This window comes from Brucella pituitosa (assembly GCF_003049685.1).
Taxonomy (GTDB): Bacteria; Pseudomonadota; Alphaproteobacteria; order Rhizobiales; family Rhizobiaceae; genus Brucella; species Brucella pituitosa.
This window is the reverse complement of record NZ_PYSY02000009.1, coordinates 1-22410: the sequence shown is the minus strand read 5'-3', so window position 1 is coordinate 22410 and position 22410 is coordinate 1. Positions and strand designations below refer to the sequence as shown.

Below are 22410 nucleotides of genomic sequence, written 5' to 3'. Positions count from 1 at the left end.
TTATCGCTCTTAACTCTAGAAGCAGCGACTCCTAGCATTAAATGCACCGCACCTTGCGCTTGGTACTCCATTAACCGAATAGCTTCGTCTCGGCGCTCCTTGCTCAAACGGAGCATATAAAGGGAATAAGGTATGCTCATAAATAAGCTGCTGAACAGCGTAACGTCCTGTTTGATGTAGATGTCTTGCTATCACACCTAAATGCGAGGGCAGACCTAAGGTAGCGACCAACTTTGGTGGTTGCCATACACCTCATCCAACAGCTGCTTAGGACTAACAATCCCTTGATAAACGCCTGCCCGTGCAATAGTGCTATAAATCAGCTCATTCGAGTACGGAACAGGAAAGTTTCTCATGGCTAACCTGCTTGTTTAAATAAGCTCGCCATATCCACTATTACCCCTTTCCCTTTTAACCGTTCATGCATGGTTTTTTCAGGTTGGCGTTGTGAATAGATATAACGTAAATCCGTATCAGGCAAGCTATCCCAGTCGCTGGGCTTGACTACCTTTATAGCCGAAACCTTTTACTCTTGGAGGGCTTTCTAGTTCTGGATACTGTTTCGCCTTCCATCAACCACCGCAAACAAGAGGCAGTAACTTTGTCTTGTCATCGTTGATTCTGGCTAAACGCTTTTTAATAGTGGGAATTAACAGGCTTGAATCGTAATCCTCTTTCAGCATCAGATATAAATGACGCTGATCTTCGGTATCTAACTCTTGAAGGGCTTTTTCTTCTGGTGTTTGTTCTTGTATCGCTGCGATATCTAGCTGAAGTTGGATTAACCGTTTATCAATCTCGGGAACGACTAGATCAGAATAACGAGCAATGCGTTCTGGGATACCCGAGCGTAATGCCTCTAGCATGGGGTGCACAGGCTTTAACTCATCTTGATACACTTGCCGCAATAAACCAGCGGTAATACGCTCATTGCCTAAAGCTAGCGCACGGAGCTGAGCGAGTACAAAAAGTTTTACTACAATGTCCATCACTCCTTGGCTTAGCTCATACCACACATCACGGACCTCATCCGATAACAGCGCATCTTTGCGTTGTAAAAGCTGTAATTGCCAAAGATTATCCGTAAAAGCGATCCACTCTTGATTGGGCTTTCCACGTTGCGTTTGTTGTATAGGATCCCAGAATATAGCTCCAAACCCTGCCCCTCTACGTGCAGACCGCAAATCAGCCTCAAAAATCTCTCGTGCTTTAGGGGTACCAATCAACATCACTGGTACGCCAATAATATTCACCATCGTCACAAAAAAGTTCAGCATCTCTTGAGATCCACCCGAACGAGAGCGGCTTAAATGCTGAATTTCATCAATAACCAACAACCCTAAAGCATGTGCATTGGCTATTTGCGACATCAAAGCCAACATGGTTTCTATACCATGACGTTTTAAGCCATAACGACGCTCATAGTTCGAGCCCAAGGCTCGATCCAACGCTCTGAAAAAATTCAAGCAGATTTCTTTAGCGAACCATTATGCGAGCAGTCTATTTTCAAATACACCTGCTCTCTACATTGAGTTCACGATGGTAAATCACCGAGGATACGTGGCTAGAATACGATGAAGAGAGGTCGTCTTCCCACTACCAGAACAACCAATTAACAATAAGCTTTGTGCCGTGAGATCGTGCCTCCTCAAAGCGAAATGTCTCCAACTCTCCCGTTTGAACACGCTCATAACCATTTTGTAAATGCTTTTGTAAATCTCCTGTTTTAGGATTTCTGCCTACGTAGCCACCTCGAATCATGACCGAAATACGCTCACTTAGTAGCAAATGCGTACCTAATGGCTGAAAATAGTCATCTGGAATACGACAAATGGTATGAGCTCTGATAACACGGGACTTTTGCAAGTCAGAGGAAGTAAGCTGTAAAGAGGATTTCAGTGATGCAGCACTATTCACTGACTCTTGTAATGGTGGTAAGGCCTCGATAAAAGGATTATCACGATAAGCCTCTACCCCCGTATCACGATAAACTGCTTGAATCCGTAGCACTCATGACTCATCCTTTTTTGGTGGATCCTGAAATAATTCAGGCACGTATGTGGGTAGGCTGTAATCTTCTTGATCATCCGCTTCCACTGCGTTGAAAGGAATAACTTTAGCCTCATCACCTGAAGAGCTTGGCTTCAAATGCTCCGCACGTTTTTACGCCCGAGGTCACGGCTTCTTTTTATTAGTTTTAATCTGCTTAATGCGTGTTGATTTGGGCTCCAGTAGTACTGGGCGTTAACTTATTCGCTTTCTGAATGGTTTGCTGAATAAACGCCTCAAGCTCCCTGCGTTTAGTTAACTCATCCTGCTTCGCATTGGCTTTATTGTGTTTTTCTTGTGCTTGTATATCCCAAACCTCCCAAAATGAGACCTTTAAACTGCCGACTACGTTCCGTCAGATTACAGCGCCAAAATACACGGCTGCCAACTTGCGGAAACAAATAAATCGTATCAACCAGCACTGGGTCATAAGCCGCTTCTAAATGTTGAGGTCTAGCTATATCAGTGCTCCGCTGCAACCAACCCTCACGCAGAATCTCTGACCCCGAGTAATACAAACCCACAAATTAACGCCAAATGAAGAAATAGAGACCTTTCGGCGAGGCAGTAACGCTACTCGCAACTGCTCTTGCTCCACAGCCCTTAAACTACCTGTACGATGCTGCATACCCCATTGCCATAGCTGGACAGGAATAGACGGTAAATCTGTAGGAAAATCAGCATCTCGATCGTATTTATCCATCACCAGATGGTTATTTCTGAATAAGATCGTACGCAAAATAATTTGTGTGAACTCAAATACCGACAGAGATGCATCTAACCTATAGTCTGTTTCACCATGGCTTTTGATCCGACTGCCCTCTACAATGCCAGGTGCAAAGGACTTAAACTCGGCTTGTAGTGTTCTAAAAGTGCTTTCCACTATGCCTTTAGCATCGCCACGTCTAGGTGGAGCACTTTCCACTCGCACATTAAAACTAGAAACTAAGGCTTCGACCTGATGACTCATTAATTCGCCACGGTCCGCTAGCAACACATCTGGCAAACCTACACACGGCCAGTCTGAGCTACTAATCTCAATATCATGCTGGGCACAAATGGCCGTTTTGTCAGAGCAAGCATTTACAAAAGCCTGCATCGCCACCACATAAGACGGATTTTCAAAGCCGATATAAAAGCCCGTGATCATCCGACTAAACACATCAATCACAATGTAAAGCGTTGGTCTTCCTATGATTTTTTGGCGATCATGATGATCCACTAAATAAATATCAGCAATCGTGGCATCAATCTCATAACGACTCCCAGGGCCTAACGCCTGAGAAGTGGCTGTACTACTTAAGGGTCGTACGTCTTTTTTATATACCCCTGCTTTAACTCTAGACTTTAAGCGCTGAGCTTTAGGGTATTCTCGATCATAAAAATAACGAAACTGACGTAGTGTTGGGTAATCCTCTTGGGGAATGCGAGGAAAATACTGAGCAAACAAGTCCACAAATCGTCTATAGGCAACGGTGGTCTTTGTACCTTTTTGATTTAACAGGTGCTTTTCTATGGTCAACCTAAAAAGGCGTTCAATCTCGGGCGTTACCTTGGTTCCTTCACCCTTACCATATTCTCTGGCTCGGCCAATCTTTGCTGTTCCTGTCGCTGAACGTCTTTCCCCTGGTGCACCGCTGTTTTTGTAGTCAGGAATTAATGCATTAGGCGTTTGACCACGCTGCCAGTAACGGCGTAACAACTTATAAACTGTAGCCTTAGTAACCTTATGTTCTTGGACCACATGCTCAACGAGTTCGCTTCTGACTTTAGGGTCGAAACGATCCTTACTATTAATAATAGGAAGAATTTTTCGATAATCCTCCTCGCGCTTCTGGAAGCTGACAGAATCTACAGACGGCTCTTCTAAATCAAGATGTACATAAGGGTCATCAGTTCTAACTAAGCGGCCTTCATCTAAATACTGCATTAGCAACAACTCAGCCCTAGCTTGTGGAACTCCTTTATCAGCGCTTATTTGCATCCAGACAACTTGGCCATCCTCTATAGCCAAAATGCGATACGGATCATTATCAAATAGCACAACCTCATTAATTTGCCACATAGCGCAACTCCTCCATATTCACTACTTGGCTAATACAGAGATCTGCACACTTATTTGCCCTGAAAGACTTATAAATATTGAACTTAATAAAACCATTTGCGGTTAAGGCTCGTATCTCACTCAATGTTTTGCCTAACTCCAAATCATAAGCAATATCAACCTGCTTACAGACATTGATAATGTTTTCATCTCCTTTTTCTTGCAGGATATGGGCCAATGGGGATAGTTGTGCTAAAAGCTCCGCAGAAACTTCTTCTGTTTTCACTGAATAAAGCCATTCAATATTTTCTTTTACTACGGGATTTATTTCTTTATCAGTAAAAATGAACCAAGGAATTTGCTTTTGCTGCCAATAGCGACGCTCTAGTTCTAGTTTTTCTAAGGTACGCTCGTCTTGTAAGGCTGCTGCAGGTTTGACTTGAATAGCAAACTGCTCAAAAGGACCATCTTTGCAGTCCACTAAAAAATCAGTAGACATAACCTGATCTACACCACGAATAACAGGATGCTTAATACCACTATCTATTGCAATCTGCCTGGTATCACTAGGTAATAAGGGGAACTGCTCGCGTATATCTAGCACGCTGCTCTCCCACTCAAGACTGAGAAAAACAGCAAGCTCTAAGTCAGATAGCAAATGATGGACTCGTCCCGTCTTATGAGAATAAATACGGTGGGAACGACCTGAAGAAGGAACTTCTTGTACTGTTAGCCATGGAATATAGTCTTTACCATGCCCTTGGCCACGCCCCTCTTTAATACGACGGGCAATTTGCACTTCAGAAAATGAAGAGTTTGCTTTAGCCATAACAAAAGTCCAGTATGCTTTTTCACAGCATAACTGGACTGATTTCAGTTTACAACTATTCTGTCTAGTTTAAGACTTTATTGTCATAGTTTAGATCTATTTTGTTCAGTTTAAGACTTTATTGTCCGCCCACAATATCAATATCGCCCAACGGCTGTTGTAAAACCTGTTGTACAAAAAGCTAGGGCATTTAAAGCGATTTTCTGCGTGTTTATGGCTACATGTCTGCTGTTTGCTAAGCTGGATAAAAACAGCCTGACCTCTTCACTGCCCATGGTCTGAGGATGACGTTTTTTGTGAAACAGAATAAAACGCTTAATCCAGTGCAGGTAAGTTTTTTCAGTTTTCAGCGCATAACCTTTTTGTCGCATATCCGTGCGTATAGAATTTAAAAATGGACTGTTAGACATAAAACGCTCCTTGTCTTGCAACTGTCTGCCTATACAGCCTATTCTAGCTGGGATTTAAAAAAGTGGGTGATGCTGCCAACTTACTGATTTAGTGTATGATGGTGTTTTTGAGGTGCTCCAGTGGCTTCTGTTTCTATCAGCTGTCCCTCCTGTTCAGCTACTGACGGGGTGGTGCGTAACGGCAAAAGCACCGCCGGACATCAGCGCTATCTCTGCTCTCACTGCCGTAAAACATGGCAACTGCAGCAATGGCAACAACGTTGCGCAAACTATTAACTGGCGAACTACTTACTCTAGCTTCCCGGCAACAATTAATAGACTGGATGGAGGCGGATAAAGTTGCAGGACCACTTCTGCGCTCGGCCCTTCCGGCTGGCTGGTTTATTGCTGATAAATCTGGAGCCGGTGAGCGTGGGTCTCGCGGTATCATTGCAGCACTGGGGCCAGATGGTAAGCCCTCCCGTATCGTAGTTATCTACACGACGGGGAGTCAGGCAACTATGGATGAACGAAATAGACAGATCGCTGAGATAGGTGCCTCACTGATTAAGCATTGGTAACTGTCAGACCAAGTTTACTCATATATACTTTAGATTGATTTAAAACTTCATTTTTAATTTAAAAGGATCTAGGTGAAGATCCTTTTTGATAATCTCATGACCAAAATCCCTTAACGTGAGTTTTCGTTCCACTGAGCGTCAGACCCCGTAGAAAAGATCAAAGGATCTTCTTGAGATCCTTTTTTTCTGCGCGTAATCTGCTGCTTGCAAACAAAAAAACCACCGCTACCAGCGGTGGTTTGTTTGCCGGATCAAGAGCTACCAACTCTTTTTCCGAAGGTAACTGGCTTCAGCAGAGCGCAGATACCAAATACTGTCCTTCTAGTGTAGCCGTAGTTAGGCCACCACTTCAAGAACTCTGTAGCACCGCCTACATACCTCGCTCTGCTAATCCTGTTACCAGTGGCTGCTGCCAGTGGCGATAAGTCGTGTCTTACCGGGTTGGACTCAAGACGATAGTTACCGGATAAGGCGCAGCGGTCGGGCTGAACGGGGGGTTCGTGCACACAGCCCAGCTTGGAGCGAACGACCTACACCGAACTGAGATACCTACAGCGTGAGCTATGAGAAAGCGCCACGCTTCCCGAAGGGAGAAAGGCGGACAGGTATCCGGTAAGCGGCAGGGTCGGAACAGGAGAGCGCACGAGGGAGCTTCCAGGGGGAAACGCCTGGTATCTTTATAGTCCTGTCGGGTTTCGCCACCTCTGACTTGAGCGTCGATTTTTGTGATGCTCGTCAGGGGGGCGGAGCCTATGGAAAAACGCCAGCAACGCGGCCTTTTTACGGTTCCTGGCCTTTTGCTGGCCTTTTGCTCACATGTTCTTTCCTGCGTTATCCCCTGATTCTGTGGATAACCGTATTACCGCCTTTGAGTGAGCTGATACCGCTCGCCGCAGCCGAACGACCGAGCGCAGCGAGTCAGTGAGCGAGGAAGCGGAAGAGCGCCTGATGCGGTATTTTCTCCTTACGCATCTGTGCGGTATTTCACACCGCATATGGTGCACTCTCAGTACAATCTGCTCTGATGCCGCATAGTTAAGCCAGTATACACTCCGCTATCGCTACGTGACTGGGTCATGGCTGCGCCCCGACACCCGCCAACACCCGCTGACGCGCCCTGACGGGCTTGTCTGCTCCCGGCATCCGCTTACAGACAAGCTGTGACCGTCTCCGGGAGCTGCATGTGTCAGAGGTTTTCACCGTCATCACCGAAACGCGCGAGGCAGCTGCGGTAAAGCTCATCAGCGTGGTCGTGAAGCGATTCACAGATGTCTGCCTGTTCATCCGCGTCCAGCTCGTTGAGTTTCTCCAGAAGCGTTAATGTCTGGCTTCTGATAAAGCGGGCCATGTTAAGGGCGGTTTTTTCCTGTTTGGTCACTGATGCCTCCGTGTAAGGGGGATTTCTGTTCATGGGGGTAATGATACCGATGAAACGAGAGAGGATGCTCACGATACGGGTTACTGATGATGAACATGCCCGGTTACTGGAACGTTGTGAGGGTAAACAACTGGCGGTATGGATGCGGCGGGACCAGAGAAAAATCACTCAGGGTCAATGCCAGCGCTTCGTTAATACAGATGTAGGTGTTCCACAGGGTAGCCAGCAGCATCCTGCGATGCAGATCCGGAACATAATGGTGCAGGGCGCTGACTTCCGCGTTTCCAGACTTTACGAAACACGGAAACCGAAGACCATTCATGTTGTTGCTCAGGTCGCAGACGTTTTGCAGCAGCAGTCGCTTCACGTTCGCTCGCGTATCGGTGATTCATTCTGCTAACCAGTAAGGCAACCCCGCCAGCCTAGCCGGGTCCTCAACGACAGGAGCACGATCATGCGCACCCGTGGCCAGGACCCAACGCTGCCCGAGATGCGCCGCGTGCGGCTGCTGGAGATGGCGGACGCGATGGATATGTTCTGCCAAGGGTTGGTTTGCGCATTCACAGTTCTCCGCAAGAATTGATTGGCTCCAATTCTTGGAGTGGTGAATCCGTTAGCGAGGTGCCGCCGGCTTCCATTCAGGTCGAGGTGGCCCGGCTCCATGCACCGCGACGCAACGCGGGGAGGCAGACAAGGTATAGGGCGGCGCCTACAATCCATGCCAACCCGTTCCATGTGCTCGCCGAGGCGGCATAAATCGCCGTGACGATCAGCGGTCCAATGATCGAAGTTAGGCTGGTAAGAGCCGCGAGCGATCCTTGAAGCTGTCCCTGATGGTCGTCATCTACCTGCCTGGACAGCATGGCCTGCAACGCGGGCATCCCGATGCCGCCGGAAGCGAGAAGAATCATAATGGGGAAGGCCATCCAGCCTCGCGTCGCGAACGCCAGCAAGACGTAGCCCAGCGCGTCGGCCGCCATGCCGGCGATAATGGCCTGCTTCTCGCCGAAACGTTTGGTGGCGGGACCAGTGACGAAGGCTTGAGCGAGGGCGTGCAAGATTCCGAATACCGCAAGCGACAGGCCGATCATCGTCGCGCTCCAGCGAAAGCGGTCCTCGCCGAAAATGACCCAGAGCGCTGCCGGCACCTGTCCTACGAGTTGCATGATAAAGAAGACAGTCATAAGTGCGGCGACGATAGTCATGCCCCGCGCCCACCGGAAGGAGCTGACTGGGTTGAAGGCTCTCAAGGGCATCGGTCGACGCTCTCCCTTATGCGACTCCTGCATTAGGAAGCAGCCCAGTAGTAGGTTGAGGCCGTTGAGCACCGCCGCCGCAAGGAATGGTGCATGCAAGGAGATGGCGCCCAACAGTCCCCCGGCCACGGGGCCTGCCACCATACCCACGCCGAAACAAGCGCTCATGAGCCCGAAGTGGCGAGCCCGATCTTCCCCATCGGTGATGTCGGCGATATAGGCGCCAGCAACCGCACCTGTGGCGCCGGTGATGCCGGCCACGATGCGTCCGGCGTAGAGGATCCACAGGACGGGTGTGGTCGCCATGATCGCGTAGTCGATAGTGGCTCCAAGTAGCGAAGCGAGCAGGACTGGGCGGCGGCCAAAGCGGTCGGACAGTGCTCCGAGAACGGGTGCGCATAGAAATTGCATCAACGCATATAGCGCTAGCAGCACGCCATAGTGACTGGCGATGCTGTCGGAATGGACGATATCCCGCAAGAGGCCCGGCAGTACCGGCATAACCAAGCCTATGCCTACAGCATCCAGGGTGACGGTGCCGAGGATGACGATGAGCGCATTGTTAGATTTCATACACGGTGCCTGACTGCGTTAGCAATTTAACTGTGATAAACTACCGCATTAAAGCTTATCGATGATAAGCTGTCAAACATGAGAATTCCAGACTATGTCGAACTAGATAACGCGGAGGAGCTGGCCGACGCAATCATTCGAGAGGTTGAGTTAAAGGAGGCATGGCTCACAAGGGTCTTGGGGAACTCAGCCGATCCTGACGCTTCTGTGGGCAAGTGGGACCGGCGCCTAGCGCAGTGCGGTGGTATTGATGAGATGTCAAGTGGGGTGCAGGCAACATACTTCAGTCCAAACGGTCAGCTGGTCGGCTTAGTGGCATACATTGATGCCGAATGGATGGATGAATAGCTCTGACGTTACGATTCAGGTGAGACAACCAGATGGGCATTGCGTACAAGCTCAGTTGCCACCGATGTGGCTACGAGTCTGATCTTCTTTACCTAGGCCAAGGTATGGCGATGCTTCCTGAGCAAATAGTCGGAACGTGCACATGCTGCGACAATCTAACGACGATTTCTATAAATGAAAGCTACGGAGTATGCTCACTTTGTGGGGCTAAGGATCGTGTGATATTTACAAGCTATCAGCATGAGGCAAGGCCAAGAAATCCCTGCTATCTAGAGAGAAGTTTCAAATATCAATGCCCAAGATGCCATGCCTTCAGTATGGAGCCTCCGGATCTACCGGAGATGCTTTGGGACTAATGCTCCGCTTTGCCTCGGGTATCCGTTCGACCTATGTTTAAGAGGAAACGCACGTGTCTGCCGCCAAAGCTCTTGCCTATGCACTTTGTGACAAGTTGGAAAGCAAAAAAGTTGATGAAGTCGTACGAAATCTTGTTTCTAGCGGCTGGAATATTAGGGAAGTGGCCTGGGAAGCTTCGTCCTTTGATCATGAAATGCCCTACTTTGACACGGGGCGGGACTTCGATATTGGATTTCCTGACACGCTGTCATCCAAGATTGAGTTTTTGACCGCGAATGGATCAATCGTCCAAGCACGTGCTCGCCTGCACTTCAAGCAGGCTCTAATTTTTGCCAAGGCGTCCAAACATGTCGCCGCGCTCAAGAACTCATTGGATTACTACTATGGATCGTCTGTAATCCCCCCTCAAAACCACGGAGGCTATTTGTAGAAAATTCCATTAATATGAACTCAAGGTGTTCCCTACGGACGAATCAGCGATGAAGGTGGTGTACCTGGCTATCCAGGCGGCGACCAAGAAATGGACGATGCCGATCCGCAACTGGAAGCCGGCCATGAACCGTTTTATGATCGAATTTGGTGACCGTTTAAATGGCCACCTTTAACTGACCGGCAAAAGCACTTACACAAAAGGGTTTACAGGCTCTTTCAGTCATTCCTTTAATGCGTAAATTGCTCTCTAACCACTCTCTCAGCCCACCCTTCCATATCCTCTCTCGATACTTGCAGCTCCCCCAACCCCTTTGGATGATTCACCCCTCTATGCCCGTCTTGTCCATATAATTGATCAAACAAACTATTTGGCCAATTCAATGAGCTCTTCACCACTCCACGCCGTATCTTTTCAAAATCATTCCGCCATGTTTCGCTATCAACGCCACTCAACACTTTGGTAGAAAGCATTTTCACCCCATCCGATGCATCCACCTCTAGCAATACAAATTCACTGCCATTACGTTGCACCCCAACGGCTTTAATCACTCTTGGTGAGCCATCTTTACACAGATGTAATCGGCTACGCCCAACTTTTGGCAAAACCAAGGTTTCTTCAAAAAGCACCCGACATGCAAATTTAGTTTTTAGAATTGAAAGTAGCTCATCAAAAGCAGCAAATCGATTAGCAAAAATAGAGTTGTAATTGGTTGCATCCTGCTTCCCACCCACATCTGCCGCTGCTAGGACACCACCTAAGTGTGGCTCATCAGTACTAACCAAATTACTATTTTCACTTGTTGTTGCTTCTTCTTTTTCTAAAATAGTTTGGCTACTTTTTCTTGCCCTGCGAGATTTTTCAATTCGACTAGGTCTACTAAAACTTATCCATGTCGGCTCAGCCTCTATGACTCGTGTGTCTGTGTCTATATTGGCTGTTTCCTCATCGTCCAACTGTAGATGCTCATCATCAACAACTGACTCTGTTGAAACCGCTATGTGCTGCGTACTACCATCACCTGCCTCCTTTTCCTGAAAAGAGGCATGGCTAATAGCTGTTGTGCTAGGAAGCATAGCGTTGATTTCTAAACCTACTATTTCCTCAACTAAATAATCCTTATCCTCGTTAGAAGAACGTCCTTTTACATGTAATTTCCAACCCTGCATGGGCGGAGGGTCAAAGCTAAAGCACCAGCTTTCAACGCCGTTCTTAATTTCTCTATTTTGTTGATAGTGCCTAAAAATACTTTCATACGAATCCATAACATCTTGATCCGAAAACAACCAAACCAAAAGCTGCACTACGGCCGACTGCTCTAACGCCCCTTTAGGAAACGATGAACTGGGTAAGATCCTTATCTCTAAATGATCTCGCTCAACCTCATACTGAACGTCGAACTCTTGCTGTAAAGCGGTACTGCTCAAACAGCTTCGACAGAAATAGGAGTTAATTAAAAATAATGACCGAGCTAGCTCTAACTGTGGGATGTGATAACGAGTCTTGCTATATGGTGTTTCAGCTTCGTAAATAAATGAACTCTGCGCTCCATCCTTGTTGCGTACGGAAGCAAAGGACGAGAGATTAGGAAAATCGATTATTTTGGCTCGTTGAAGATCCGATGCTTCAAACTCAATCACACGATCCGCCTTATTTATTTGCTTTGTTGTACTGTTAACCACCTTAGCTCGACTTAATAAAGGCAAATGAGTAAATCGAGTCCATTTCCGTTCTTGCATTGGATTAAACCAAACAAAAATACGCCACTCCTTATGACCCGAGTTACGGAATAAATGACCAATATGTACAACCTGCACATTGTCATTAAATGTAGCTAGCCTAACCACTCACTCTTCCCCATAAACCATTTCCAAGAATCTTTGTGCTTCCTCAGTTATCCGCTCTTTAGATAACGTTGCACTTCTTAATAATCGCCAGCGCCTAAGCTCAACATCTTCCTGTTTAAGCTTAATAAAAGCTTGGCTAATCCGTCTAATTTGATAATCTTCCACACTCTCTGAGTAACGCTTTAAGCAAAGCGCTACCAAAGGCAGTTTCTGTAGATTTTTTGCAAGAGAGGTTCCGTTAGGAGTTTGCTTTAACAGCCAGCTCGATGTCGCTCTTGGGTGATCAAGGCTACTATCTAGACGCTTTATGATTCTTAATAGTTGTCGTACAGCAATTCGATCTCTTTGGTTCCAATCAACTCTAGGGGCGGGTGCCAGACGCTCTTGTTGATGCTGTTGATTCCAGTGAACTAGCCAATCCCTGTCATGTCGGTAAAGCCAAGCGTATAGCACCCCACCCTCTAAAGACTGTCTTGCCGCCTTAATTCCTTGGTATTTATGCACTAGTTGCTGCCAGTCTTTATGCTTAACAGATAAATCTTCAGAGTTAGGTTGCACAGACTGGCTAACAGGTCTTGTCGTTATAGAGTGCTCAGTAAGAGCACTTGCCTGCTGTAGCGCTTCTATAACCGTTAGTTTTGGCAATAAGGCTTGCCACACAATACTATGCTGTAAATAACTAAAGGCTTTTCTATGCTTACGGAATATACTTTTCAGCCAACACGTGTCCTTGTTCTCTGCCAACTTTAAATCCAGTTTCTCTAGTGCCTCATCACTAAAAGTCTGCCTCACTCTCTCCGCCACCAAGTCATGACGAATGTGCTTGCTTTTGGTTAGCCCTAGATCCTGCGCTAAGCGCTGATAAAACAGCGTCCACTGCTCAAGGCTTGGGGAAAGCTCTTGCGCTCGTGGAGCATCTAACAGAGGGGCTATATAAGCAGCTAGTGCTGTTAATTGAGATAGGGAGTCTTTGGGGTAGTCTGAAAGCAGCTCAGTATGACCCAAAGCCCAAAATTGATGTCGGTGATCATCTACAGCTCTATCAAAGAAGACTAAAGCACCGTGTTTTGGACAATATGGCAAAGCGGGCAAATACCAATCTCGTTGCCAAAAGGCTTCCCCATACCTATTTAGCTGAAGAGCAACGCAATCAGGGCAGTATCTAAAGCGGTTATCGCTCTTAACTCTAGAAGCAGCGACTCCTAGCATTAAATGCACCGCACCTTGCGCTTGGTACTCCATTAACCGAATAGCTTCGTCTCGGCGCTCCTTGCCTACAAACGGAGCATATAAAGGGAATAAGGTATGCTCATAAATAAGCTGCTGAACAGCGTAACGTCCTGTTTGATGTAGATGTCTTGCTATCACACCTAAATGCGAGGGCAGACCTAAGGTAGCGACCACCTTGCGGTTGCCATACACCTCATCCAACAGCTGCTTAGGACTAACAATCCCTTGATAAACGCCTGCCCGTGCAATAGTGCTATAAATCAGCTCATTCGAGTACGGAACAGGAAAGTTTCTCATGGCTAACCTGCTTGTTTAAATAAGCTCGCCATATCCACTATTACCCCTTTCCCTTTTAACCGTTCATGCATGGTTTTTTCAGGTTGGCGTTGTGAATAGATATAACGTAAATCCGTATCAGGCAAGCTATCCCAGTCGCTGGGCTTGACTACCTTTATAGCCGAAACCTTTTTACTCTTGGAGGGCTTTTCTAGTTCTGACACTACCGTTTCGCCTTCCATCAACCACTGCAAAACAAGAGGCAGTAACTTTTGTCTTGTCATCGTTGGATTCTGGCTAAACGCTTTTTTAATAGTGGGAATTAACAGGCTTGAATCGTAATCCTCTTTCAGCATCAGATATAAATGACGCTGATCTTCGGTATCTAACTCTTGAAGGGCTTTTTCTTCTGGTGTTTGTTCTTGTATCGCTGCGATATCTAGCTGAAGTTGGATTAACCGTTTATCAATCTCGGGAACGACTAGATCAGAATAACGAGCAATGCGTTCTGGGATACCCGAGCGTAATGCCTCTAGCATGGGGTGCACAGGCTTTAACTCATCTTGATACACTTGCCGCAATAAACCAGCGGTAATACGCTCATTGCCTAAAGCTAGCGCACGGAGCTGAGCGAGTACAAAAAGTTTTACTACAATGTCCATCACTCCTTGGCTTAGCTCATACCACACATCACGGACCTCATCCGATAACAGCGCATCTTTGCGTTGTAAAAGCTGTAATTGCCAAAGATTATCCGTAAAAGCGATCCACTCTTGATTGGGCTTTCCACGTTGCGTTTGTTGTATAGGATCCCAGAATATAGCTCCAAACCCTGCCCCTCTACGTGCAGACCGCAAATCAGCCTCAAAAATCTCTCGTGCTTTAGGGGTACCAATCAACATCACTGGTACGCCAATAATATTCACCATCGTCACAAAAGTTCAGCATCTCTTGGATCCACCCGAACGAGAGCGGCTTAAATGCTGAATTTCATCAATAACCAACAACCCTAAAGCATGTGCATTGGCTATTTGCGACATCAAAGCCAACATGGTTTCTATACCATGACGTTTTAAGCCATAACGACGCTCATAGTTCGAGCCCAAGGCTCGATCCAACGCTCTGAAAAAATTCAAGCAGATTTCTTTTAGCGAACCATTATGCGAGCAGTCTATTTTCAAATACACCACCTGCTCTACATTGAGTTCACGATGGTAAATCACCTGAGGATACGTGGCTAGAATACGATGAAGAGAGGTCGTCTTCCCACTACCAGAACAACCAATTAACAATAAGCTTTGTGCCGTAGATCGTGCCTCCTCAAAGCGAAATGTCTCCAACTCTCCCGTTTGAACACGCTCATAACCATTTTGTAAATGCTTTTGTAAATCTCCTGTTTTAGGATTTCTGCCTACGTAGCCACCTCGAATCATGACCGAAATACGCTCACTTAGTAGCAAATGCGTACCTAATGGCTGAAAATAGTCATCTGGAATACGACAAATGGTATGAGCTCTGATAACACGGGACTTTTGCAAGTCAGAGGAAGTAAGCTGTAAAGAGGATTTCAGTGATGCAGCACTATTCACTGACTCTTGTAATGGTGGTAAGGCCTCGATAAAAGGATTATCACGATAAGCCTCTACCCCCGTATCACGATAAACTGCTTGAATCCGGGTAGCACTCATGACTCATCCTTTTCTGGTGGATCCTGAAATAATTCAGGCACGTATGTGGGTAGGCTGTAATCTTCTTGATCATCCGCTTCCACTGCGTTGAAAGGAATAACTTTAGCCTCATCACCTGAAGAGCTTGGCTTCAAATGCTCCGCACGTTTTTTACGCTCCGAGGTCACGGCTTCTTTTTTATTAGTTTTAATCTGCTTAATGCGTGTTGATTTGGGCTCAGTAGTACTGGGCGTTAACTTATTCGCTTTCTGAATGGTTTGCTGAATAAACGCCTCAAGCTCCCTGCGTTTAGTTAACTCATCCTGCTTCGCATTGGCTTTATTGTGTTTTTCTTGTGCTTGTATATCCCAAACCTCCCAAAATGAGAGACCTTTAAACTGCCGACTACGTTCCGTCAGATTACAGCGCCAAAATACACGGCTGCCAACTTGCGGAAACAAATAAATCGTATCAACCAGCACTGGGTCATAAGCCGCTTCTAAATGTTGAGGTCTAGCTATATCAGTGCTCCGCTGCAACCAACCCTCACGCAGAATCTCTGACCCCGAGTAATACAAACCCCACAAATTAACGCCAAATGAAGAAATAGAGACCTTTCGGCGAGGCAGTAACGCTACTCGCAACTGCTCTTGCTCCACAGCCCTTAAACTACCTGTACGATGCTGCATACCCCATTGCCATAGCTGGACAGGAATAGACGGTAAATCTGTAGGAAAATCAGCATCTCGATCGTATTTATCCATCACCAGATGGTTATTTCTGAATAAGATCGTACGCAAAATAATTTGTGTGAACTCAAATACCGACAGAGATGCATCTAACCTATAGTCTGTTTCACCATGGCTTTTGATCCGACTGCCCTCTACAATGCCAGGTGCAAAGGACTTAAACTCGGCTTGTAGTGTTCTAAAAGTGCTTTCCACTATGCCTTTAGCATCGCCACGTCTAGGTGGAGCACTTTCCACTCGCACATTAAAACTAGAAACTAAGGCTTCGACCTGATGACTCATTAATTCGCCACGGTCCGCTAGCAACACATCTGGCAAACCTACACACGGCCAGTCTGAGCTACTAATCTCAATATCATGCTGGGCACAAATGGCCGTTTTGTCAGAGCAAGCATTTACAAAAGCCTGCATCGCCACCACATAAGACGGATTTTCAAAGCCGATATAAAAGCCCGTGATCATCCGACTAAACACATCAATCACAATGTAAAGCGTTGGTCTTCCTATGATTTTTTGGCGATCATGATGATCCACTAAATAAATATCAGCAATCGTGGCATCAATCTCATAACGACTCCCAGGGCCTAACGCCTGAAGTGGCTGTACTACTTAAGGGTCGTACGTCTTTTTTATATACCCCTGCTTTAACTCTAGACTTTAAGCGCTGAGCTTTAGGGTATTCTCGATCATAAAAATAACGAAACTGACGTAGTGTTGGGTAATCCTCTTGGGGAATGCGAGGAAAATACTGAGCAAACAAGTCCACAAATCGTCTATAGGCAACGGTGGTCTTTGTACCTTTTTGATTTAACAGGTGCTTTTCTATGGTCAACCTAAAAAGGCGTTCAATCTCGGGCGTTACCTTGGTTCCTTCACCCTTACCATATTCTCTGGCTCGGCCAATCTTTGCTGTTCCTGTCGCTGAACGTCTTTCCCACAGTGCACCGCTGTTTTTGTAGTCAGGAATTAATGCATTAGGCGTTTGACCACGCTGCCAGTAACGGCGTAACAACTTATAAACTGTAGCCTTAGTAACCTTATGTTCTTGGACCACATGCTCAACGAGTTCGCTTCTGACTTTAGGGTCGAAACGATCCTTACTATTAATAATAGGAAGAATTTTTCGATAATCCTCCTCGCGCTTCTGGAAGCTGACAGAATCTACAGACGGCTCTTCTAAATCAAGATGTACATAAGGGTCATCAGTTCTAACTAAGCGGCCTTCATCTAAATACTGCATTAGCAACAACTCAGCCCTAGCTTGTGGAACTCCTTTATCAGCGCTTATTTGCATCCAGACAACTTGGCCATCCTCTATAGCCAAAATGCGATACGGATCATTATCAAATAGCACAACCTCATTAATTTGCCACATAGCGCAACTCCTCCATATTCACTACTTGGCTAATACAGAGATCTGCACACTTATTTGCCCTGAAAGACTTATAAATATTGAACTTAATAAAACCATTTGCGGTTAAAACTCGTATCTCACTCAATGTTTTGCCTAACTCCAAATCATAAGCAATATCAACCTGCTTACAGACATTGATAATGTTTTCATCTCCTTTTTCTTGCAGGATATGGGCCAATGGGGATAGTTGTGCTAAAAGCTCCGCAGAAACTTCTTCTGTTTTCACTGAATAAAGCCATTCAATATTTTCTTTTACAACGGGATTTATTTCTTTATCAGTAAAAATGAACCAAGGAATTTGCTTTTGCTGCCAATAGCGACGCTCTAGTTCTAGTTTTTCTAAGGTACGCTCGTCTTGTAAGGCTGCTGCAGGTTTGACTTGAATAGCAAACTGCTCAAAAGGACCATCTTTGCAGTCCACTAAAAAATCAGTAGACATAACCTGATCTACACCACGAATAACAGGATGCTTAATACCACTATCTATTGCAATCTGCCTGGTATCACTAGGTAATAAGGGGAACTGCTCGCGTATATCTAGCACGCTGCTCTCCCACTCAAGACTGAGAAAAACAGCAAGCTCTAAGTCAGATAGCAAATGATGGACTCGTCCCGTCTTATGAGAATAAATACGGTGGGAACGACCTGAAGAAGGAACTTCTTGTACTGTTAGCCATGGAATATAGTCTTTACCATGCCCTTGGCCACGCCCCTCTTTAATACGACGGGCAATTTGCACTTCAGAAAATGAAGAGTTTGCTTTAGCCATAACAAAAGTCCAGTATGCTTTTTCACAGCATAACTGGACTGATTTCAGTTTACAACTATTCTGTCTAGTTTAAGACTTTATTGTCATAGTTTAGATCTATTTTGTTCAGTTTAAGACTTTATTGTCCGCCCACAATAATCAATATCGCCCAACGGCTGTTGTAAAAACCTGTTGTACAAAAAAGCTAGGGCATTTAAAGCGATTTTCTGCGTGTTTATGGCTACATGTCTGCTGTTTGCTAAGCTGGATAAAAACAGCCTGACCTCTTCACTGCCCATGGTCTGAGGATGACGTTTTTTGTGAAACAGAATAAAACGCTTAATCCAGTGCAGGTAAGTTTTTTCAGTTTTCAGCGCATAACCTTTTTGTCGCATATCCGTGCGTATAGAATTTAAAAATGGACTGTTAGACATAAAACGCTCCTTGTCTTGCAACTGTCTGCCTATACAGCCTATTCTAGCTGGGATTTAAAAAAGTGGGTGATGCTGCCAACTTACTGATTTAGTGTATGATGGTGTTTTTGAGGTGCTCCAGTGGCTTCTGTTTCTATCAGCTGTCCCTCCTGTTCAGCTACTGACGGGGTGGTGCGTAACGGCAAAAGCACCGCCGGACATCAGCGCTATCTCTGCTCTCACTGCCGTAAAACATGGCAACTGCAGCAATGGCAACAACGTTGCGCAAACTATTAACTGGCGAACTACTTACTCTAGCTTCCCGGCAACAATTAATAGACTGGATGGAGGCGGATAAAGTTGCAGGACCACTTCTGCGCTCAGCCCTTCCGGCTGGCTGGTTTATTGCTGATAAATCTGGAGCCGGTGAGCGTGGATCTCGCGGTATCATTGCAGCACTGGGGCCAGATGGTAAGCCCTCCCGTATCGTAGTTATCTACGACGGGGAGTCAGGCAACTATGGATGAACGAAATAGACAGATCGCTGAGATAGGTGCCTCACTGATTAAGCATTGGTAACTGTCAGACCAAGTTTACTCATATATACTTTAGATTGATTTAAAACTTCATTTTTAATTTAAAAGGATCTAGGTGAAGATCCTTTTTGATAATCTCATGACCAAAATCCCTTAACGTGAGTTTTCGTTCCACTGAGCGTCAGACCCCGTAGAAAAGATCAAAGGATCTTCTTGAGATCCTTTTTTTCTGCGCGTAATCTGCTGCTTGCAAACAAAAAAACCACCGCTACCAGCGGTGGTTTGTTTCCGGATCAAAACTACCAACTCTTTTCCGAAGGTAACTGGCTTCAGCAGAGCGCAGATACCAAATACTGTCCTTCTAGTGTAGCCGTAGTTAGGCCACCACTTCAAGAACTCTGTAGCACCGCCTACATACCTCGCTCTGCTAATCCTGTTACCAGTGGCTGCTGCCGGTGGCGATAAGTCGTGTCTTACCGGGTTGGACTCAAGACGATAGTTACCGGATAAGGCGCAGCGGTCGGGCTGAACGGGGGGTTCGTGCACACAGCCAGCTTGGAGCGAACGACCTACACCGAACTGAGATACCTACAGCGTGAGCTATGAAGCGCCACGCTTCCCGGGGAGAAAGGCGGACAGGTATCCGGTAAGCGGCAGGGTCGGAACAGGAGGCGCACGAGGGCTTCCGGGGAAACGCCTGGTATCTTTATAGTCCTGTCGGGTTTCGCCACCTCTGACTTGAGCGTCGATTTTTGTGATGCTCGTCAGGGGGCCGGAGCCTATGGAAAAACGCCAGCAACGCGGCCTTTTTACGGTTCCTGGCCTTTTGCTGGCCTTTTGCTCACATGTTCTTTCCTGCGTTATCCCCTGATTCTGTGGATAACCGTATTACCGCCTTTGAGTGAGCTGATACCGCTCGCCGCAGCCGAACGACCGAGCGCAGCGAGTCAGTGAGCGAGGAAGCGGAAGAGCGCCTGATGCGGTATTTTCTCCTTACGCATCTGTGCGGTATTTCACACCGCATATGGTGCTCTCAGTACAATCTGCTCTGATGCCGCGTAGTTAGTTATTATACACTCCGCTATCGCTACGTGACTGGGTCATGGCTGCGCCCGACACCCGCCAACACCGCTGACGCGCTTTGTGCTGCTCCGGCATCCGCTTACAGACAAGCTGTGACCGTCTCCGGGAGCTGCATGTGTCAGAGGTTTTCACCGTCATCACCGAAACGCGCAGGGCAGCTGCGGTAAAGCTCATCAGCGTGGTCGTGAAACGATTCACAGATGTCTGCCTGTTCATCCGCGTCCAGCTCGTTGAGTTTCTCCAGAAGCGTTAATGTCTGGCTTCTGATAAAGCGGGCCATGTTAAGGGCGGTTTTCCTGTTTGGTCACTGATGCCTCCGTGTAAGGGGGATTTCTGTTCATGGGGGTAATGATACCGATGAAACGAGAGAGGATGCTCACGATACGGGTTACTGATGATGAACATGCCCGGTTACTGGAACGTTGTGAGGGTAAACAACTGGCGGTATGGATGCGGCGGGACCAGAAAAATCACTCAGGGTCAATGCCAGCGCTTCGTTAATACAGATGTAGGTGTTCCACAGGGTAGCCAGCAGCATCCTGCGATGCAGATCCGGAACATAATGGTGCAGGGCGCTGACTTCCGCGTTTCCAGACTTTACGAAACACGGAAACCGAAGACCATTCATGTTGCTCAGGTCGCAGACGTTTTGCAGCAACAGTCGCTTCACGTTCGCTCGCGTATCGGTGATTCATTCTGCTAACCAGTAAGGCAACCCGCCAGCCTAGCGGGTCCTCAACGACAGAAGCACGATCATGCGCACCCGTGGCGGGGACCCAACGCTGCCTGAGATGCGCCGTGCGGCTGCTGGAGATGGCGGACGCGATGGATATGTTCTGCCAAGGGTTGGATTTGGTTTACTTTTGTTCACAGTTCTCCGCAAATTGATTGGCAATTCTTGGGTAGTCGAATCCACGACAATATCAATCCATGCCAACCCGTTCCATGTGCTCGCCGAGGCGGCATAAATCGCCGTGACGATCAGCGGTCCAATGATCGAGTTAGGCTGGTAAGAGCCGCGAGCGATCCTTGAAGCTGTCCCTGATGGTCGTCATCTACCTGCCTGGACAGCATGGCCTGCAACGCGCGGGCATCGATACCGCCGGAAGCGAGAAGAATCATAATGGGAAGGCCATCCAGCCTCGCGTCGCGAACGCCAAAGACGTAGTGGCGCGTCGGCCGCCATGCCGGCGATAATGGCCTGCTTCTCGCCGAAACGTTTGGTGGCGGACCAGTGACGAAGGCTTGAGCGAGGGCGTGCAGATTCCGAATACCGCGAAGCGACAGGCCGATCATCGTCGCGCTCCAGCGAAAGCGGTCCTCGCCGAAAATGACCCAGAGCGCTGCCGGCACCTGTCCTACGGGTTGCATGATAAAGAAGACAGTCATAAGTGCGGCGACGATAGTCATATGCGCCCACCGGAAGAAGCTGACTGGGTTGAAGGCTCTCAAGGGCATCGGTCGACGCTCTCCCTTATGCGACTCCTGCATTAGGGAAGCAGGCCAGTAGTAGGTTGAGGCCGTTGAGCACCGCCGCCGCAAGGAATGGTGCATCAAGGAGATGGCGCCCAACAGTCCCCGGCCACGGGGCCTGCCACCATACCCACGCCGAAACAAGCTCGCGGAGCCCGGTGGCGAGCCGATCTTCCCATCGGTGATGTCGGCGATATAGAGCGCCAACAACCGCACCTGTGGCGCTGGTGATGCCGGCCACGATGCGTCCGGCGTAGAAGGATCCACAGGACGGGTGTGGTCGCCATGATCGCGCGTAGTCGATAGTGGCTCCAAGTAGCGAAGCGAGCAGGACTGGGCGGCAGCCAAAGCGGTCGGACAGTGCTCCGGAGAACAGGTGCGCATAGAATTGCATCAACGCATATAGCGCTAGCAGCACGCCATAGTGACTGGCGATGCTGTCGGAATGGACGATATCCCGCAAGAGGCCCGGCAGTACCGGCATAACCAAGCCTATGCCTACAGCATCCAGGGTGACGGTGCCGAGGATGACGATGAGCGCATTGTTAGATTTCATACACGGTGCCTGACTGCGTTAGCAATTTAACTGTGATAAACTACCGCATTAAAGCTTATCGATGATAAGCTGTCAAACATGAGAATTCCAGACTATGTCGAACTAGATAACGCGGAGGAGCTGGCCGACGCAATCATTCGAGAGGTTGAGTTAAAGGCATGGCTCACAAGGGTCTTGGGAACTC

General features: G+C 47.4%; 21 protein-coding genes and 7 pseudogenes. 7 read left to right on the top strand and 21 right to left on the bottom strand.

What is annotated here, in order from left to right:
- Positions 1–358: 358 nt before the first annotated feature.
- The 6 genes and pseudogenes from C9380_RS29005 to C9380_RS25955 all read right to left on the bottom strand — a co-directional run.
- Positions 359–514 carry a hypothetical protein gene (locus C9380_RS29005; protein WP_435373159.1) on the bottom strand — a complete coding sequence of 52 codons (156 nt, stop codon included), beginning with the start codon at positions 512–514 and terminating at the stop codon, positions 359–361.
- 58 nt (positions 515–572) lie between these two features.
- Positions 573–1466 carry an AAA family ATPase gene (locus tag C9380_RS29000; protein ID WP_435373158.1) on the bottom strand — a complete coding sequence of 298 codons (894 nt, stop codon included), beginning with the start codon at positions 1464–1466 and terminating at the stop codon, positions 573–575.
- Positions 1467–1596: 130 nt separating this feature from the next.
- Positions 1597–2010, bottom strand: coding sequence for a hypothetical protein (locus C9380_RS28995; protein WP_435373157.1), 414 nt, complete (start codon positions 2008–2010; stop codon positions 1597–1599).
- Between the two features lie 496 nt (positions 2011–2506).
- The gene (locus C9380_RS25965; RefSeq protein ID WP_435373156.1) at positions 2507–4114 is read right to left on the bottom strand and encodes a TnsB C-terminal domain-containing protein; all 1608 of its coding nucleotides are present in this window, start codon (positions 4112–4114) and stop codon (positions 2507–2509) included.
- Positions 4101–4922 (bottom strand): TnsA endonuclease N-terminal domain-containing protein, encoded by an 822-nt coding sequence (locus C9380_RS25960; protein ID WP_001029679.1) that lies wholly within the window; start codon positions 4920–4922, stop codon positions 4101–4103. Before C9380_RS25960 ends, C9380_RS25965 begins: the two co-directional genes overlap by 14 nt.
- 130 nt (positions 4923–5052) lie before the next feature.
- Positions 5053–5332, bottom strand: a pseudogene (locus tag C9380_RS25955) (phage integrase N-terminal SAM-like domain-containing protein); the annotation flags it as partial.
- A gap of 120 nt (positions 5333–5452) precedes the next feature.
- On the opposite strand from C9380_RS25955, the pseudogene C9380_RS25950 reads away from it, so the two are divergent.
- Both C9380_RS25950 and C9380_RS25945 read left to right on the top strand, forming a co-directional pair.
- A pseudogene (locus tag C9380_RS25950) lies at positions 5453–5578 on the top strand (IS1 family transposase); the annotation flags it as partial.
- Positions 5575–5892, top strand: a pseudogene (locus tag C9380_RS25945) (serine hydrolase); the annotation flags it as partial. The pseudogenes C9380_RS25950 and C9380_RS25945, both read left to right, overlap by 4 nt.
- 1186 nt (positions 5893–7078) lie before the next feature.
- On the opposite strand, the gene C9380_RS25930 reads toward C9380_RS25945, so the two are convergent.
- Both C9380_RS25930 and C9380_RS28990 read right to left on the bottom strand, forming a co-directional pair.
- Positions 7079–7270, bottom strand: a complete 192-nt coding sequence (locus C9380_RS25930; RefSeq protein WP_000165985.1) for a Rop family plasmid primer RNA-binding protein — start codon at positions 7268–7270, stop codon at positions 7079–7081.
- 103 nt (positions 7271–7373) lie between these two features.
- Complete coding sequence (locus C9380_RS28990) at positions 7374–7637, bottom strand: site-specific integrase (protein WP_003660253.1); 264 nt, start codon at positions 7635–7637, stop codon at positions 7374–7376.
- A gap of 87 nt (positions 7638–7724) precedes the next feature.
- On the opposite strand from C9380_RS28990, the gene C9380_RS28780 reads away from it, so the two are divergent.
- Positions 7725–7853: a type VI secretion protein gene (locus C9380_RS28780; protein WP_001260374.1), complete on the top strand. Its 129-nt coding sequence runs from the start codon at positions 7725–7727 to the stop codon at positions 7851–7853.
- A gap of 55 nt (positions 7854–7908) precedes the next feature.
- On the opposite strand, the gene tet(C) is transcribed toward C9380_RS28780, so the two are convergent.
- Positions 7909–9099: a tetracycline efflux MFS transporter Tet(C) gene (gene tet(C), locus C9380_RS25915; protein ID WP_001297013.1), complete on the bottom strand. Its 1191-nt coding sequence runs from the start codon at positions 9097–9099 to the stop codon at positions 7909–7911.
- 757 nt (positions 9100–9856) lie between these two features.
- On the opposite strand from tet(C), the gene C9380_RS25900 reads away from it, so the two are divergent.
- A complete protein-coding gene (locus C9380_RS25900) occupies positions 9857–10234 on the top strand; it encodes a hypothetical protein (protein ID WP_001271300.1) in 378 nt (125 codons plus the stop codon).
- A 22-nt stretch (positions 10235–10256) separates the two neighbouring features.
- Positions 10257–10409: pseudogene (locus C9380_RS25895) on the top strand (IS256 family transposase); the annotation flags it as partial.
- Between the two features lie 55 nt (positions 10410–10464).
- Here the strand turns inward: C9380_RS25895 and C9380_RS25890 are convergent.
- The 8 genes and pseudogenes from C9380_RS25890 to intI2 all read right to left on the bottom strand — a co-directional run.
- Complete coding sequence (locus C9380_RS25890; RefSeq protein WP_000251879.1) at positions 10465–12081, bottom strand: Tn7-like element transposition protein TnsE; 1617 nt, start codon at positions 12079–12081, stop codon at positions 10465–10467.
- The gene (locus C9380_RS25885) at positions 12082–13608 is read right to left on the bottom strand and encodes a TnsD family Tn7-like transposition protein (RefSeq protein ID WP_001243518.1); all 1527 of its coding nucleotides are present in this window, start codon (positions 13606–13608) and stop codon (positions 12082–12084) included. It lies immediately after the preceding gene.
- Between the two features lie 2 nt (positions 13609–13610).
- On the bottom strand, positions 13611–14516 hold the full coding sequence (locus C9380_RS28985; protein WP_021561542.1) for a transposase: 906 nt from the start codon (positions 14514–14516) through the stop codon (positions 13611–13613).
- A gap of 12 nt (positions 14517–14528) precedes the next feature.
- Positions 14529–15275, bottom strand: coding sequence for an ATP-binding protein (locus tag C9380_RS28980; RefSeq protein ID WP_435373155.1), 747 nt, complete (start codon positions 15273–15275; stop codon positions 14529–14531).
- Entirely contained in the window at positions 15272–16567 is a 1296-nt protein-coding gene (locus C9380_RS28975; RefSeq protein ID WP_494337302.1) for a TnsB C-terminal domain-containing protein, read from the bottom strand. Before C9380_RS28975 ends, C9380_RS28980 begins: the two co-directional genes overlap by 4 nt.
- Position 16568: 1 nt before the next feature.
- Positions 16569–17378, bottom strand: coding sequence for a hypothetical protein (locus tag C9380_RS28970; RefSeq protein ID WP_435373154.1), 810 nt, complete (start codon positions 17376–17378; stop codon positions 16569–16571).
- A complete protein-coding gene (locus C9380_RS25870) occupies positions 17365–18186 on the bottom strand; it encodes a TnsA endonuclease N-terminal domain-containing protein (RefSeq protein ID WP_128095104.1) in 822 nt (273 codons plus the stop codon). The genes C9380_RS28970 and C9380_RS25870 overlap by 14 nt, the downstream gene beginning before the upstream one ends.
- A 134-nt stretch (positions 18187–18320) precedes the next feature.
- Positions 18321–18599 (bottom strand): annotated as a pseudogene (gene intI2, locus C9380_RS25865) (class 2 integron integrase IntI2); the annotation flags it as partial.
- A gap of 120 nt (positions 18600–18719) precedes the next feature.
- Here intI2 and C9380_RS25860 point away from each other — a divergent pair.
- Positions 18720–18845: pseudogene (locus tag C9380_RS25860) on the top strand (IS1 family transposase); the annotation flags it as partial.
- A pseudogene (locus C9380_RS25855) lies at positions 18842–19157 on the top strand (serine hydrolase); the annotation flags it as partial. The pseudogenes C9380_RS25860 and C9380_RS25855, both read left to right, overlap by 4 nt.
- A gap of 1158 nt (positions 19158–20315) precedes the next feature.
- Here the strand turns inward: C9380_RS25855 and C9380_RS25835 are convergent.
- The 4 genes from C9380_RS25835 to C9380_RS25815 all read right to left on the bottom strand — a co-directional run bounded on the left by C9380_RS25835 (position 20316) and on the right by C9380_RS25815 (position 22226).
- Positions 20316–20477 (bottom strand): Rop family plasmid primer RNA-binding protein, encoded by a 162-nt coding sequence (locus tag C9380_RS25835; RefSeq protein WP_128095101.1) that lies wholly within the window; start codon positions 20475–20477, stop codon positions 20316–20318.
- 108 nt (positions 20478–20585) lie between these two features.
- Positions 20586–20867: a hypothetical protein gene (locus C9380_RS28965; RefSeq protein WP_435373153.1), complete on the bottom strand. Its 282-nt coding sequence runs from the start codon at positions 20865–20867 to the stop codon at positions 20586–20588.
- A 311-nt stretch (positions 20868–21178) separates the two neighbouring features.
- A complete protein-coding gene (locus C9380_RS28165; protein WP_252869910.1) occupies positions 21179–21607 on the bottom strand; it encodes an MFS transporter in 429 nt (142 codons plus the stop codon).
- Between the two features lie 64 nt (positions 21608–21671).
- Positions 21672–22226, bottom strand: a complete 555-nt coding sequence (locus C9380_RS25815; RefSeq protein ID WP_128095100.1) for an MFS transporter — start codon at positions 22224–22226, stop codon at positions 21672–21674.
- Between the last annotated feature and the right edge of the window lie 184 nt (positions 22227–22410).